The sequence below is a fragment of the Micromonospora sicca genome, from assembly GCF_003172935.1.
Taxonomy (GTDB): domain Bacteria; phylum Actinomycetota; class Actinomycetes; order Mycobacteriales; family Micromonosporaceae; genus Micromonospora; species Micromonospora sicca.
Genome location: NZ_QGKS01000227.1, coordinates 15,846 through 30,228, shown reverse-complemented (window position 1 = coordinate 30,228; position 14,383 = coordinate 15,846). Strand labels below are relative to the sequence as shown.

The 14,383-nt window shown below is 71.4% G+C and carries 12 protein-coding genes, 1 tRNA gene and 1 other RNA gene; 3 read left to right on the top strand and 11 right to left on the bottom strand.

Annotated elements, in window-relative coordinates; all coding sequences use genetic code 11:
* On the top strand, window positions 1–1,552 hold a 1,552-nt coding region (locus tag DKT69_RS15885), incomplete at its 5' end, for a DUF4153 domain-containing protein (RefSeq protein ID WP_109802329.1).
* 63 nt (window positions 1,553–1,615) lie between these two features.
* Here DKT69_RS15885 and DKT69_RS15880 read toward each other — a convergent pair.
* From DKT69_RS15880 to DKT69_RS15865, 4 genes are all read right to left on the bottom strand, one after another.
* On the bottom strand, window positions 1,616–3,442 hold the full coding sequence (locus DKT69_RS15880; RefSeq protein ID WP_109802324.1) for a glycoside hydrolase family 15 protein: 1,827 nt from the start codon (window positions 3,440–3,442) through the stop codon (window positions 1,616–1,618).
* 183 nt (window positions 3,443–3,625) lie between these two features.
* Window positions 3,626–5,599: a potassium transporter Kup gene (locus tag DKT69_RS15875; RefSeq protein ID WP_236647945.1), complete on the bottom strand. Its 1,974-nt coding sequence runs from the start codon at window positions 5,597–5,599 to the stop codon at window positions 3,626–3,628.
* Window positions 5,600–5,789: 190 nt separating this feature from the next.
* A tRNA-Ala gene (locus DKT69_RS15870) sits at window positions 5,790–5,862 on the bottom strand.
* An 88-nt stretch (window positions 5,863–5,950) separates the two neighbouring features.
* Complete coding sequence (locus DKT69_RS15865) at window positions 5,951–6,547, bottom strand: YqgE/AlgH family protein (RefSeq protein ID WP_375373564.1); 597 nt, start codon at window positions 6,545–6,547, stop codon at window positions 5,951–5,953.
* 141 nt (window positions 6,548–6,688) lie between these two features.
* Between DKT69_RS15865 and DKT69_RS15860 the strand changes: the two genes are divergently transcribed.
* Window positions 6,689–7,492 (top strand): S-methyl-5'-thioadenosine phosphorylase, encoded by an 804-nt coding sequence (locus DKT69_RS15860; RefSeq protein ID WP_109802322.1) that lies wholly within the window; start codon window positions 6,689–6,691, stop codon window positions 7,490–7,492.
* Between the two features lie 122 nt (window positions 7,493–7,614).
* A complete protein-coding gene (gene mdlC, locus DKT69_RS15855; protein ID WP_109802321.1) occupies window positions 7,615–9,210 on the top strand; it encodes a benzoylformate decarboxylase in 1,596 nt (531 codons plus the stop codon).
* 17 nt (window positions 9,211–9,227) lie between these two features.
* Here the strand turns inward: mdlC and DKT69_RS15850 are convergent, their stop codons facing one another.
* The 7 genes from DKT69_RS15850 to ftsE form a co-directional block, all read right to left on the bottom strand.
* Complete coding sequence (locus DKT69_RS15850) at window positions 9,228–10,196, bottom strand: hypothetical protein (RefSeq protein WP_109802320.1); 969 nt, start codon at window positions 10,194–10,196, stop codon at window positions 9,228–9,230.
* A 52-nt stretch (window positions 10,197–10,248) separates the two neighbouring features.
* Window positions 10,249–10,719, bottom strand: a complete 471-nt coding sequence (locus tag DKT69_RS15845) for a hypothetical protein (protein ID WP_109802319.1) — start codon at window positions 10,717–10,719, stop codon at window positions 10,249–10,251.
* Between the two features lie 118 nt (window positions 10,720–10,837).
* Window positions 10,838–11,218, bottom strand: a complete 381-nt coding sequence (locus DKT69_RS15840) for a hypothetical protein (protein ID WP_109802318.1) — start codon at window positions 11,216–11,218, stop codon at window positions 10,838–10,840.
* A gap of 378 nt (window positions 11,219–11,596) precedes the next feature.
* Window positions 11,597–11,972: a transfer-messenger RNA gene (gene ssrA, locus DKT69_RS15835) on the bottom strand.
* Window positions 11,973–12,077: 105 nt separating this feature from the next.
* A complete protein-coding gene (gene smpB / locus DKT69_RS15830) occupies window positions 12,078–12,557 on the bottom strand; it encodes an SsrA-binding protein SmpB (RefSeq protein WP_109802327.1) in 480 nt (159 codons plus the stop codon).
* A 135-nt stretch (window positions 12,558–12,692) separates the two neighbouring features.
* Complete coding sequence (ftsX, locus tag DKT69_RS15825; RefSeq protein WP_109802317.1) at window positions 12,693–13,568, bottom strand: permease-like cell division protein FtsX; 876 nt, start codon at window positions 13,566–13,568, stop codon at window positions 12,693–12,695.
* A gap of 71 nt (window positions 13,569–13,639) precedes the next feature.
* Window positions 13,640–14,320 carry a cell division ATP-binding protein FtsE gene (ftsE, locus tag DKT69_RS15820; protein WP_109802316.1) on the bottom strand — a complete coding sequence of 227 codons (681 nt, stop codon included), beginning with the start codon at window positions 14,318–14,320 and terminating at the stop codon, window positions 13,640–13,642.
* Window positions 14,321–14,383: the final 63 nt, after the last annotated feature.

Below are 14,383 nucleotides of genomic sequence, written 5' to 3'. Positions count from 1 at the left end.
GCCCCAGCCGGGCGTGGCCTGGACGCCCCGCCCGCCGACGCCCCGGACCTCGTTCCTCGGCGCCAAATGGCCGGGGCCGAAGCCGGCCACCGGTCGGGCCACCCCGCTCGCCGTGCTCGCCGGGGCGCTCGGGATCGCGTTCTTCGTCCCGCTGAGCCGGACCGGCATCGGCTGGTTCCTCGGCTGGCTCGTGCTGACCGCCGGCGTGGTCGCCGCGGTCCGGCGGGGCACCGCCGAACTGCCCCGCACCGAACGCCTGGTCCGCGGCGGCTGGGCGGTGGCGGCCCTGGCGCTGCTCTCCGTCCTCGCCTTCCGCAACGCCTGGTGGCTGGTGACGTTCTGCGTCCTCGGCGCGCTCGGCTGCGCGACGCTGGCCATCGTGGGCGGCCGGCTGGTCCGCTCGATCCTGTTCAGCCTGGTCGCCGCGCCGTTCGCGGCGCTCCGCGGCCTGCCCTGGGTGCGCCGGCACATCACCGCCACCCCCGACACGGGCATGGTCCGCCGGGTGACCGGTTCGGTCGTCGCGACCGTGCTGGTGCTGCTGGTCTTCGGCAGCCTGCTCTCCTCGGCCGACGCGGCGTTCTCCGAGGTCCTCGGCGCGATCGTCCCGGAGATCAACGTCGGTACCGTGTTCCGCTGGATCTTCCTGGCCGTGGTGGGCGTGCTGATCGCGGTCGCCGCCGTCTACACGCTGGCCGCCCCGCCGGACCTGTCCACCGTCGACAAGCCGAGCAGCCGCAACCTCGGCCTGCTGGAGTGGGCCCCGGCCATCGGCGCGCTGACGGTGCTCTTCGCCGGCTTCGTCGTCGTGCAGTTCACCGTGCTCTTCGGCGGCCAGCGGCACGTCCAGAAGGTCGCCGGGCTCAGCTACTCCGAGTACGCCCGCAGCGGCTTCTGGCAGCTGCTCTTCGTCACCGTGCTGACCCTGGCGGTGCTCGGTGCGGTGAGCCGCTGGGCCAGCCGGGAACGCAACGTCGAACGCACCGTGCTGCGCGTCCTGCTCGGCCTGCTCAGCGCGCTCAGCGTGGTGATCGTGGTATCGGCGCTGTCACGCATGTACACCTACCAGAAGGTCTACAGCTTCACCGGCGAGCGGATCTTCGTGATGGCGTTCGAGCTGCTGCTCGGGGCGGTCTTCCTGATGATCCTGGCCGCCGGCGTCCGGTGGCGGGGCCGGTGGATCCCCGGCGCGACCGTGGGGCTGGCCGTGGTGATGCTGCTCAGCCTGGCCGTGCTCAACCCGGAGGACTACGCCGCCCAGCGCAACATCGCCCGATACAAGCAGACCGGCAAGATCGACGCCTGGTACCTGCGGGCGCTCTCCGCCGACGCCACGCCGGCCCTGACCCGGCTGCCGGACCCGGTACGCCGGTGCACCCTGAGCTGGATCGACGACGACCTGGCCGAGCCCGACCCCTGGTACGCCTGGAACCTGGGCCGGTACCGGGCCCGTCAGGCCCTCGACCGGATCGGCGAGGACGCCGTCGGGGGGCCGAAGGACTGCCGGGCCGCGGATCAGTTCGACCTGCCCAAGAGCCGCCGTCCGCGATGACCCACCGCGGTTGGACGAGGAACGCCCTGGATCGGGATCGACTTCCGCTCCAGGGCGCTCACGTCAGGGGCGGGCGTCGAGGAGCCGGTCGAGGTTGACGGCGGTGCTGATCAGCGAGAGGTGGCTGAACGCCTGCGGGAAGTTGCCGACCTGCTCGCCGGTGGGCGCGATCTCCTCGGAGTAGAGGCCGAGGTCGCTGCTGTAGGTGAGCATCTTCTCGAAGGTCAGTCGGGCGTCGTCGAGCCGACCGGACTCCGCGAGGGCCTGGACGTACCAGAACGTGCACATGCTGAAGGTGCCCTCGTGGCCGCGCAGGCCGTCGGGTGAGGCGGCCGGCTCGTACCGGTAGACGAGGCTGTCGGAGACGAGTTCGGCGTCCATGGCCCGCAGGGTCGACTGCCACATCGGGTCGGCCGGCGACACGAATCCGACGCCGGGCATGGTGAGCAGCGCCGCGTCCAGGACGTCGGTCGCGTAGCGCTGCACGAAGGCACCGCGTCCGGGGTGGAAGCCGCGCGCCATGATCTGTTCGTAGATGTCGTTGCGGGCGTTCGCCCAGCGCGTGGTGTCGGCCGGCAGGCCACGGCGGTTCGCGAGGCGGATGACGCGGTCGAGTGCCACCCAGCACATCAGTCGCCCGTAGGTGAAGTCCTGCCGGCCGGAGCGGGTCTCCCAGATCCCGTCCTCGGGTTGGTCCCAGTGGTCGCAGAGCCAGTCCACGAGTTGCCGCACGTCCAGCCACCCCTGGTGCGAGCCCTGGAACCCGTGCCGGTCGGCGAGGTGCAGCGCGCTCATCGCCTCACCGTGGATGTCGAGTTGCAGTTGGCCGACCGCGCCGTTGCCCACGCGCACCGGGCTCGACCCGCGGTATCCCTCGAAGTGGTCGAGCACCTCCTCGGTGAGATCGGGTGAGCCGTCGACCCGGTACATGATCTGGAGCGGCACGCCGGCCGCCGCCGAGTCGCCGATGCGGTCGTTGAGCCACTCCAGATAGCGGCCGGCCTCGTCCGTGAAGCCCAGGCCGAGCAGCGCGCCCACGGAGAGGGACGCGTCCCGGATCCAGGTGAAGCGGTAGTCCCAGTTGCGCTCGCCGCCGATCTGCTCCGGCAGCCCGGCGGTGGGGGCGGCGATCAGCGCGCCGGTCGGCGCGTACGTCATCAGCTTGAGCGTCATCGCGGAACGCTCGACCATCTCCCGCCACCGGCCCGTGTAGTGGGAGCGGTCGAGCCAACGCCGCCAGAAGTCGCGGGTCTGCTCGAGCAGCTCGCGCACCTCGGCGGGACTGAACACCCGCGGCGGGTCGGGTGACGCTGTTTCCATGACCACTCCGCCGCAGTCGCCCTCCCGGAACGTGCCGAACATACAAACGCCCTCCTCGGTACGCCGGGCGTATGTGTCCGCCCCGCGCTCGACGTCGCGGACGGCATTCAGCGTGAGGGCGAGGCCGGGACTGCGGAAGACGTCGCCCTCCGGATGCACCTCGAGCTGGTGCGGATCCCGACCGTAGTTGAACCGGGGTCGGCATTCGACCTGGAACCGCATTTCCCCTCGGACCACCCGGATCATGCGGACCAGGCGGTGCCGGTCGGTGGCGCGGTCACCGGCGACCGGCATGAAGTCCACGAGTTCACCCACGCCGTCCGCGCTGAGAAAGCGGGTGATCAGGATCGGCGTTCCGGGCACGTACAGCTGTTTGCTCCGGTACTCGACCCCAACGGGCGAAACCTGGAAGTATCCACCCTCGTGCCGATCGAGCAGGCCACCGAAGATGCTCGGCGAGTCGAAGCGGGGCGCGCAGAACCAGTCCAACGTCCCGTCTCTGCTCACCAGCGCCGCGGTCTGCAGGTCGCCGATCAAGCCGTGGCCCTCCACGGCCGGGTACGAGTCCACCGGACCTCCCCGCCCTCGCCGCACCGACTGCGGCGACTACTCACAGGCAGGCGGAGCACACCTCATGCGGTCCCGCTCCTGCCGGAAATGACGGAAGGCGAGTCTTGATCGGCTCCGTTGGCGCCTGCACCCGGCTGCCGTACGCGCCTCGGGCCGCGGCTCGGGCGGCTGATGGGGGCAGGCTCAGACGGGGACCTCGGCGCTGAGGACGATGGTGCGTTCCTCGGGCAGGTGAAGGAACTCCGCATGACTGGCGGCGTTGTGAGCGAGGGCGATGAACAGGCGTTTACGCCAGGTGGCCATACCGGGCTGACGGGTGCAACGCAGTGTGATCCTCGAGACGAAGTAGGAGACCTCCTCCAGGCCAATCCCTTTGGCGAGGGGGTGGGCAGCGGCGTGGCGCAGGACCTCGGGGAAGTCGGTGGGGTCCTGAAAGCCGAAGACGGCGGTGATGTGGATGATGCCGTCGTTCGGGTCGCCGAGATCGTCGATGGTCAGGCGCTGATCCCATGGAATGTGCGGGACGTTCGCGGTACGACCGGTAATGATGACAATTTTCTCGTGCCGAACGTGGTTGTGGGCGACGTTCGCGCGCAGTGCCAGGGGCGTCGTCTCCTTGTTCGGGTGGGGGAACACCGCGGTGCCCGGCACCCACGGGATGTTCGTGGCGTGCAGGGTGTCGATGAAGTCCCGTAGCGGGCCTTCCCGTTCGATCCGTCGGGCGGTGACCAGTTCGGCTCCGCGCCGCCACCTCACCAGTGCCGTGAACACGACGATCGCGATGAGCAGCGTCAACCAGCCACCGTGGCTGACCTTGGCCAGGTTCGCGGTGAAGAAGGTCAGCTCGATGCTGCCGAAGACGACCCCGAACAGCACGAGCCGCCAAGCGGCCCAGCGCCACAGTGCCCCCGCGACGACCAGGAACAGGGTCGTGGTGATCAGGAATGTGCCGGTGACCGCCACCCCGTAAGCGGCGCCAAGGTTCGTGGATGAACCGAACGCGAACACCACCAGCAGAACTGCCGCGAAGAGACTCCAGTTCACCCCGGGCACGTAGATCTGCCCGTACTCGCGGCGGGAGGTCTGCCGGATGCGCAGGTGCGGCAGGAAGCCCAGCCGCATGGCCTCCCGGGACACCGAGAACGCCCCGGAGATCACCGCCTGGGACGCGATCACGGTGGCCACGGTGGCCAGGACGACCATCGGTAGCCGCGCCCAGTCTGGCAGCAGCAAGAAGAACGGATTATCCCGGCTGTCCGGTGCCCGTAGGATCAACGCGCCCTGGCCGAGGTAGTTGAGTGTCAACGCGGGAAACACGATCGCGAACCAGGCCCGGCGGATCGGGGCGCGGCCGAAGTGGCCCATGTCGGCGTAGAGCGCTTCGGCGCCGGTGATCGCCAGCACCACGGCACCCATCGCGACGAACGCGATGACCGGGTGGTCCACGACGAACAGGGCCGCATACGTCGGTGACAGCCCGGCCAGAACGCTCGGGTGACGCCACACCTCGGCCGCGCCGGCCACGCCCAGGCAGGCGAACCAGAGCACCATGATCGGCCCGAAGACGGCCCCGACCCGTCCGGTGCCCCATCGCTGGCCGGCAAACAGCAGGGTGAGGACCGCCGCCGACACCGGCAGCACGACCACGGCCCACTGCGGGGAGGTGACCTCCAGCCCTTCCACCGCCGACAACACCGAGATCGCCGGGGTGATCACGCTGTCGCCGTAGAACAGGGCGGCGCCGAGCGCCCCGAGCGCCAACACCGTAGCGGCGCGCCTTCCGTTGGCCTTCAGCAGCGCCCTTCGGGCGAGGGCGGCCAGGGCCATCACCCCGCCCTCGCCCTCGTTGTCGGCCCGCAGGATGAAGACGACATATTTGATCGACACGATCAGGGTGATCGACCAGAAGACCAGCGAGATCACGCCGAACACGTCGGGGGCGTCCGGTACCAGGCCCCGGTCGAAGGTGAAGACCGTCTTCAGCGCGTACAGCGGGCTGGTACCGATATCGCCGTACACCACACCCAACGCGCCCAGCAGCAACCCCAGCCCCGCCGTCCGGCGACCCGTCAGCGATGTCTGGGACGCCGTTCCACCGTCCTCCGTCGGCCCGTCGCCGGCTACCGCACTCTGCTCGTCGTTCGCTCGATCCGACACCCCACAGGCATACCAACCCGCACGCCGCCCCCTGCGCCGGACCTCGGAACCGCGCCGATCTTTCTTCGGGTGCTGGTGGTCGTCTCTGGGCAGCGTTCGACGCGACCGTGGCCACTTGCTCGGCTACTCCCGCCCCCGGGGAACGACAAAGGGCGTCCGTCATGTCTGACGAACGCCCTGGTCGCTCGGGTGGAGCCGAGGGGACTCGAACCCCTGACCCCCACACTGCCAGTGTGGTGCGCTACCAGCTGCGCCACGGCCCCGTGCGGTCGTCCCGGTCGCCCGGGCACGCAGAGAACTATACACACGCCGGTCGGCATGGTCATCTCGCGGGGGTCCCCACCGCCGGGCTCAGTTCAGGGCCACGTCCGGGGGGAAATGGGCCACCGCCGCCATCATGCCGCCCTGCCGACGCAGCACCATCGGCCAGAGGTCGTCCGGCCGGTCGACGAAGGCGTCGCCGGGCAGCGCGTCGAGAACGAACCAGGACCCCTCCTCGATCTCCCGCTCCAGCTGGCCCGCTCCCCAGCCGGAATAGCCGGCGAAGACCCGGATGCCACCGAGCGCGTCCCGCAGCCGCTCCGGGTCCACCGAGAGGTCGACCGTGCCCACCGCGCCGGAGACCCGGTGGAAGCCCTTCACCGGCTTGATCGGGTGCCGCATCCGGGCCAGGCAGATGGCCGAGTCCGGCTGCACCGGACCGCCCTCGAAGAGCACGGCGGGGTGACGGGCCAGGTCGCACCAGTCCCCGAGGACGTCGGCCACCGGCACCTCGGTGGCGCGGTTGAGCACCACGCCGAGGGCGCCGCCGGGCTCGTGGGCGACCAGCAGCACGACCGTACGGTCGAAGTTCGGGTCCTTCAGTGCCGGAGTCGCGACCAGCAGCCGTCCGGTCATCGACTGCATGGCCCGACCACCGATCGCCTGCCCCTCCTGCATGTCGGACATTCGTCACCCGCACGCCGGGACAGGGAGCCCGACGCCGTCGACCATCCGCGCTGTCAACGCCATGCCTGGCACCATAGCCTGCGCCCCGCACGGTGGCTAAGGTCTGACGGGCGGGTGATCGAACATGACGAGGGAGTTTCGATGGGGCCGACGGCCGAGCTGGCGGTGATCGGCGGGTCGGGGCTCTACGCCCTGCTCGACGGCGCCACCGAACACGTGCTGGAGACGCCGTACGGGCCGCCGTCGGACCCGGTCACCATCGCCGACGTCGGCGGTCGCCGGGTGGCCTTCCTGCCCCGGCACGGACGCGACCACCGCTACCCGCCGCACCTGATCCCCTACCGGGCCAACCTCTGGGCGCTGCGTTCCCTCGGGGTACGCCAGGTGCTCGCCCCCTGCGCGGTCGGCGGCCTGCGGCCGGAGCTCGGCCCGGGCACCTTCGTGGTGCCGGACCAGCTCATCGACCGGACCAGCGGGCGCACCCAGACCTACTACGACCGCGGCGCGGTGCACGTCCCGTTCGCCGACCCGTACTGCCCCACCGGCCGCCGCACCCTGCTGGAGGCGGCGGCGGGCCGGGACGTCCCGGCGGTCGACGGAGGAACGGTGGTGGTGGTCGAGGGGCCGCGCTTCTCCACCCGGGCCGAGTCCCGCTGGTTCACGGCGATCGGCGGGTCGGTGGTCAACATGACCGGCCACCCGGAGGCGGTGCTCGCCCGCGAGCTCGCCCTCTGCTACACCTCGATCGCGCTGGTCACCGACCTGGACGCGGGGGTGGAGGGCGGCGAGTCGGTCACCCAGGAGGAGGTGTTCCGGGTCTTCGCGGCGAACACCGACCGGCTGCGCGGGGTGCTGATGGACGCGGTGGCCGCGCTGCCCGCCGACCGGGACTGCCCCTGCGGCCGGGCGCTGGACGGGATCAAGCTGCCGTTCCCGCTGCCCTGAGAGTGCCCCGCGAGACCTAAGAAGTGCCCGAAAAGCCCGGCCCGCCCCGATAGATTCGGCTGGTCGGGGGACTGATCAATAGCCGTCTCCGGCGCAGCAACAACAGACGGAGGCAGCCGGCGATGGCAACGGTTCGCGACATCACCTACGACCTGCTGCGCGAGCTGGGCCTGACCACCGTCTTCGGCAACCCCGGTTCCACCGAGGAGCCGTTCCTACAGGGCTTCCCGGCCGACTTCCGCTACGTCCACGCGCTGCACGAGGCGTCGGCGATGGCGATGGCCGACGGGTACGCGCAGGCCACCGGACGGCCCGCCCACGTCAACCTGCACACCGCCCCGGGCACCGGCAACGGCATGGGCAACCTGGTCACCGCCTGGCACAACAAGACCCCGCTGATCGTCACCGCCGGCCAGCAGACCCGCGAGATGCTGCTGATCGAGCCCCGGCTGGCCAACCGCCGCGCGGCGGAGCTGACCCAGCCGTACGTGAAGTGGAGCTACGAGCCGGCCCGGGCGCAGGACATCCCGGCCGCGCTGATGCGGGCGTACGCGACCGCGGTGCAGCCCCCGACCGGGCCGGTCTTCCTCTCCCTGCCGATGGACGACTGGGCCCGGCCCGCGGACCGTCCGCCTGAGGTGCGCGGCGTGGCCACCCGGTACGCGCCGGATCCGGGGCGGCTGGGCGACTTCGCCGCCGTGCTGGCGGCCAGCCGCGCCCCGGTGCTGGTGCTCGGTGCGGCGGTGGACCGGGCCGACGCCTGGCCGGCGGCGGTCGCCCTGGCCGAGCGGCTGGCCGCGCCGGTCTGGGCCTCCCCCGCGCCGGAGCGGGCCGTCTTCCCCGAGGACCATCCGCACTTCCGGGGCGTGCTGCCGTACGCGATCGAGCCGCTGGCGGAGGCGCTGCGCGGGCACGACACGGTCCTGGTGGTCGGCGCGCCGGTGTTCCGCTACTACCCGCACGTGCCGGGCGACTACCTGCCGGCCGACGCGCGGCTGCTGCACGTCACCGACGACCCGGACGAGTCGGCCCGGGCCCCGGTCGGGGAGAGCCTGCTCGGCGACGCCGGGCTGGCCCTGGCGGGCCTGCTGGACCTGCTGCCGGCGACGGACCGTCCCGCCCCGGCCGCCCGCCCCGCACCGGGGCCGCCGGCGGAGTCGAACCCGCCGAGCGCGGACGCCCTCTTCGCCGCGCTGGCCCGGCACTGGCCGACCGACGGGGTGCTGGTACAGGAGTCCCCGTCCAACCTCTCCGCGCTGCGCCGCCGGGTGCGGATGACCCGACCCCGGTCGTACTTCACGATGGCCAGCGGCGGGCTGGGGTTCGGGCTGCCGGCGGCGGTGGGGATCGCCCTGGCGGAGCGGGACACCGGGCGCGGCCGGCCGGTGGTGGCAGTGATCGGCGACGGCTCGTTCCACTACTCCGTGCAGGCGCTCTGGACGGCCGCCCAGCTGCGGCTGCCGCTGCCCGTCGTGGTCCCGGTCAACCATCAGTACGCGATCCTCAAGGCGTTCGCCGAGCTGAAGCACACGCCCGGCGTGCCCGCGCTGGACCTGCCCGGGCTGGACGTCATCGCGGTGGCGCACGGTTACGGCTGCGCCGCCGAGGTGGTGGATCCGCTCGACCGGCTCGGCGACGCCCTGCGCGCGGCCCTCGCCGCCGACCGGCCGACGGTGCTGCCGGTGCAGATCAGCACCGACGTGCCGCACATCCTGTAGCCCCCAGCTGGCGCGGGTCAGCGCGGGCCGACCACCAGCGGCGTGCCGGTGAGCACGTCGAGGACCGGTCGCGCGCCGAGCGGGGCCCGCAGCGTGACGGTGACCGGGTGGATGAGCAGCTGGTCGGTGCAGACGCCGGTCGAGCGGGTCACGCCCCCGCCGACCACCACCACGTCGTCGCGCTCCAGCACCAGCGGCGTGACGCCGGTGTCGCAGGCGCCGACCCCGAGCCGGTAGGCCAGCCGCGCACCCTCGGCGGGGGCCGCGAGATCCTGCGCGCCGACCACAACGTCGGGTGCGGGCCCGGTCGGCGCCACCCCCTGCGGTACGGCGGTGACCGCGCTCGGCGCGACGGCGAGCCGGGCCACCGGCGCCTTCAGCTCGGTCACGGTGAACAGCCACGCCGGCACGTCGGCGACGCCCCGGCTGGTCCGTACCGGGGCGGTGTCCAGCCGCACCGCGGTCACGGTGAGCGGGATGCAGGCGCCCGGGTCGGCGGGGCTGGTGACCCAGCCGTCCGGTCCGGGCTCGATGGTCGGGCCGCCCTTGGACCGCCCGGGTTCCTTCGGCCGGCCGGCGCACGGCGGCGGGTCGCCCTGGTCCAGTGCGGCGTACGCGTCGGCGGCGCTGATCAGCGGCACCCGTAGGGTCCCGTCCGGGAACCGGACGGTCCCGTCGCCGGGCTTCGCGGTGGGCAGTTCGATCTGGTCCCGGTACCAGCCCGCCCGGAACGCCGCCTCGGTGTCGGAGCCGAAGCCCGGGTCGCCGGTCAGCACCGTGGCGTCCTGCAACGGCACGTACCCGGTCCGCCACGCCGGGCCGGGCCGCCAGGCCTCGGCCACCTCGACGGCCCGCTGGTGGAACGCCTCCCACCGGTGGTCCGGGCTGCCGGCGGACGGCCCACCGGCGGCCGGGCCGGAGCCGGCCGGGGCGCACCCGGCGGCGACCAGGAGGGGTAGCCCCAGCTGGGCTATCGCGCGACGCATGCCGCTTGGACGCCGCGCCCGCCCCGCCGGTTCCCGCCCGGGCGAGCGAGCCTCAGGTCTCCCCGCCCAGATCGGCCTGGTACGCCTCCCAGAGCAGGTCGGCGCCGCGCTGCCGGTGCCGGTGCAGCGCCCGCAGCAGCTGCCCCGCCCGCCCGCGCAGCTCCTCGTCGGGTACGCCGGGCAGCTCGGCGACGTGCTGGAGGGCGGCGATCGCCGCGGCGATGGCGGCGTGCTCGCGGGTGAGCAGGCGGACCCCCCGGTCCAGGCGTGGGGCCTGGTGCAGCAGCTCCACGTAGAGGCCGATGGGTCCCTCGGTGAGCTGGACGTGCTCGGCGAAGCCCTGCCGGACCGGGCCGAGGCGGGTGATCAGCCGCTCCCGCCAGTGGGGTTCTCCGGCGGGCGCGGCGAGCGCCCGGGCGAGAGCGCGCACCTCGCCGTGGAGGGTGGGCCGGTGCTCGCGCGCGACGAGCGGAGGGGCCGCCGCGACGGCGGTGGACGGCTGCTGGATCGGACCGGTGACCATGGGCACCTCCCGCGCTGCTGTGCTACCGCGTACAGCGATGGTGAACCCGCCCGACGGCCCTGTCCAGGGCCCCCGGACGCCTCATCTGCCCCATCCGTCCCACCGGCCCCACCAGCGCTCACAGACCCAGCGGATTGCCCGCCATGGTGCGGAGCTGGCCGGCGAGGACGTGCGCGTCGGCGTCCCGGCCGTCGGTCGGCCGCCCCGCCGTGATGGCGTCGGCCAGCGCCCGCAGCTCGTACGGTGGGAGCGTGGCCAGGCCCATGCCCTGCAACGGGATGATGATCCGGCGGCCGGTGCCCGGGTCGCGGGCGACCACCGTCGGCACCCGGACCACCGCCTCGTCCCCGGCGCGGTAGGCGACCGCCCCGGCGGCGACGTCGGCGGTGGCCAGGTCGACGGTGCGGGTGCCCAGCGCGCCGCGGACGGAGGCCCGGGTCCCCTCCAGCCACGCGGCGGTGCGCAGCACCCGCAGCACGAGGTAGAGCCCGAGCAGCACGAACGGAACGCCGCAGAGGCCGACGAACCGGACGGGGCCGGGGGTGACGGTGCCACCGGACAGGTCCGGGGGGGAGCATGCCGGGCGGCAGGTCCCGCACGTCGTCGTACGACGGGAGCGGGTCGCCGAAGCCGGTGATGCGGCCGAGCAGCCGGTCGGCGAGCACCGGCAGCAGCACGAAGACCGTCCCGAAGCCGGCGAGGAGCACACCGACCACCGCCGCGATGGTGCGCTGCCCGGGTGCGGCGCCCACCGACAGGCGGATCTTCTCGTTCGTCACAGGCGGCAGCCTAGGGCGGCCGGGCAACCGGGGTGAGACCGCCTGGTCCGGAGACGACTGTGCGCCCCGGTCCAGGTGGACCGGGGCGCACAGTCAGGTGGTGGAGGTGCCGGGAATCGAACCCGGGTCCTTCGCCGGTTTGTCAGGGCTTCTCCGAGCGCAGCTCGCTATGCCTCTACTCGGCCCCACCGCTCACGCGAGCGAGTTGGTGTGACGGGCCCAGTCGCTGATTCATCTCGCCGCACGGACCCCGCGACCGGGTCCGATTGGCCAGCCTTCTAGCTGATGCCGGCTAACTGGGTCGAAGGCGCTCCCAGGCCGACAGACTCACTACTCGCCTCAGGCGGCGAGAGCGAAGTCAGCGCGATTGTTCTTGGCGCTTATTGGTTTCCGACGAACGATTCTCGAGACGACGTCGGCTTCCTCGGCTCGCTTCCCCTGCCGCAACGTACGAAGTCGAAACCAGTCACCCCCTCGACGGGCCACCTTCGTGGTGGCACTGACAAGCCTAACGCCTGCCGCAACGGGTTTCATCCCCAGCCCCGGGCCGGACATGCCGACCGGGACAAAGTGGGCAAATCACTCGTCCATGCCCTTGCCACGCCGGCCGGCCACCCGGGCGATCTCCCGGTCGGCGTCCCGCTTGGCGAGGTCCTGCCGCTTGTCGTACGACTTCTTACCCTTGGCCAGGGCGATCTCCACCTTCGCCCAGCCGTCGGAGAAGTAGACCTGCAACGGCACCATGGTCAGGCCGCCCTCGCGGGTCTTGCCGATCAGCCGGTCGATCTCCAGCCGGTTGAGCAGCAGCTTGCGGGTACGCCGGGGCTCGTGGTTGGTCCAGGTGCCCTGGGTGTACTCCGGGATGTGCATGCCGTGCAGGTAGAGCTCGCCGTTGCGCTCCTGGGCGAACGCGTCGACCAGCGACGCCCGCCCGGCCCGCAGCGACTTGACCTCGGTGCCGGTCAGCGCCATGCCCGCCTCGTACGTGTCGAGGATGGCGTAGTCGTGCCGCGCCTTCTTGTTGGAGGCGACCACCTTGCGACCCTTTTCCCGTGGCATCGGCGCCACCCCCTTCCGGCTGACCCACGACCGGTGGCCGGCCGCGGGGCGGAGATCATGCTACCCGAATGACAAGGACCCTCCCGCGCCGTTTATTCCTGGCAAGGGAGGGTCCTCTGCGGAGCCGGTACGCGACTAGACGCGCAGGTAGAACCGGAGCGTGACCCAGGCGGTGATGGCGCTGACCAGGCCGCCGACGCCCGCCATGAGCGGGAACATCAGGAAGATGTCGCCCCACGAGACCGGCGTGATCAGGCCCTCCAGGGCCTGCATGGACCCACCGCCGGCGAAGACCTTCAGGGCGGCCAGCGCGACCAGGCCGAGGAGCGAACCGATCAGGCCGGCGACCACGGCCTCCAGCACGAACGGCGCCTGAATGAACCAGTTGGAGGCGCCGACCAGCTTCATGACCGCGACCTCACGCCGCTTGCTGTAGGCGGCCACCTGGATGGTGTTGGCCACCAGGAGCAGCGCGGCGATCGCCATCACGATCGCGATGGCCAGCGCGAAGTTCTGGATCCCGGTGAGGACGCCGAAGACCTTGTCGAGCAGCTTGCTCTGGTCGACGATCTCGTCGACCCCCTCGGTGTCCTTGTACTGGTCGTAGATGTTCTTGTACTGCTCGGGGTTGACCAGCTTGAGCCGGAAGGACTCGGGCAGCTGGTCCGGCTTGACCGCGTTCACCAGGTCCGGAGCGTCCTGGTACATCTCCTGGAAGCGCTTGTACGCCTCGTCCTTGTTGACGTACGTGACCTCCTTCACCAAGGGGTCGCTCTTCAGCTTGGCGTCGAGATCGGCTTGCTGCTGCGGGTTGACGTCGGTCTTCAGGAAGATCGAGACCTCGATGTTCTCGTAGTAGAGGTCCTTCATGTCGCCGACCTTCTGGAACAGCAGACCGCTGCCGCCCAGCATGAACAGTGACACCGCCAGAGTGATGATCATGGCGATAGTCATTGTGACGTTGCGCCACAGTCCGACCAGTACCTCGGACAGGACGTATTTCACGCGCATCGGGAATTCCTCCGGCTCTCCGGCATGAGGTGTTCGTCGTCAGGGTCCACGGCTCGCGGCCGAGCGCCGGCTCAGCCGTAGACGCCGCGGGCCTGGTCGCGCACGATGCGGCCGCTCTCGATCTCGACGACGCGGCGGCGCATCTGGTTCACGATGTTGGAGTCGTGCGTGACCATCACGACGGTGGTGCCGGTGCGGTTGATCCGGTCCAGCAGGCGCATGATCTCGATCGAGGTGTCCGGGTCCAGGTTTCCGGTGGGCTCGTCCGCCAGCAGGATCAGCGGACGGTTCACGAACGCCCGGGCGACGGCGACCCGCTGCTGCTCACCACCGGAGAGCTCGTGCGGGTAGCGGTGCTCCTTGCCACCGAGCCCGACCAGCTCCAGCACCTCCGGCACGACCCGGCGGGCGACCGCCTTGGTCTTGCCGATCACCTCGAGGGCGAACGCCACGTTCTCGTACGCGGTGCGGTTGGGCAGCAGCCGGAAGTCCTGGAAGACACAGCCGATGGAACGCCGGAAGTGGGGTCGCTTCCAGGAACGCATCGAGGTGACGTCCTTGCCGTTCACGACGACGCGACCCTTGTTGGGGCTGACCTCGTGGAGCAGCATCTTGATGATCGTGGACTTGCCGGAGCCGGATGGACCGATGAAGAAGACGAACTCGCCCTTCTCGATCGAGACGGACACGTTGTCGAGCGAAGGCCGGGACGCCTTCGGGTACGTCTTCGTCACTTGCTCAAGCTGAATCACGGGTCGGTAGTCTACGCGGTGTAACCGGAGAGCCAAGCCCCCCGCCCCTCGGTAGCGAGTCGC

Coding starts and splice junctions, on each gene's coding strand:
- DKT69_RS15865 (WP_375373564.1), bottom strand. CDS start 6,547: ATGTCCGACATGCAGGAGGGGCAGGCGATCGGTGGTCGGGCCATGCAG.
- DKT69_RS15860 (WP_109802322.1), top strand. CDS start 6,689: ATGGGGCCGACGGCCGAGCTGGCGGTGATCGGCGGGTCGGGGCTCTAC.
- mdlC (WP_109802321.1), top strand. CDS start 7,615: ATGGCAACGGTTCGCGACATCACCTACGACCTGCTGCGCGAGCTGGGC.
- DKT69_RS15850 (WP_109802320.1), bottom strand. CDS start 10,196: ATGCGTCGCGCGATAGCCCAGCTGGGGCTACCCCTCCTGGTCGCCGCC.
- DKT69_RS15845 (WP_109802319.1), bottom strand. CDS start 10,719: ATGGTCACCGGTCCGATCCAGCAGCCGTCCACCGCCGTCGCGGCGGCC.
- smpB (WP_109802327.1), bottom strand. CDS start 12,557: ATGCCACGGGAAAAGGGTCGCAAGGTGGTCGCCTCCAACAAGAAGGCG.
- ftsX (WP_109802317.1), bottom strand. CDS start 13,568: ATGCGCGTGAAATACGTCCTGTCCGAGGTACTGGTCGGACTGTGGCGC.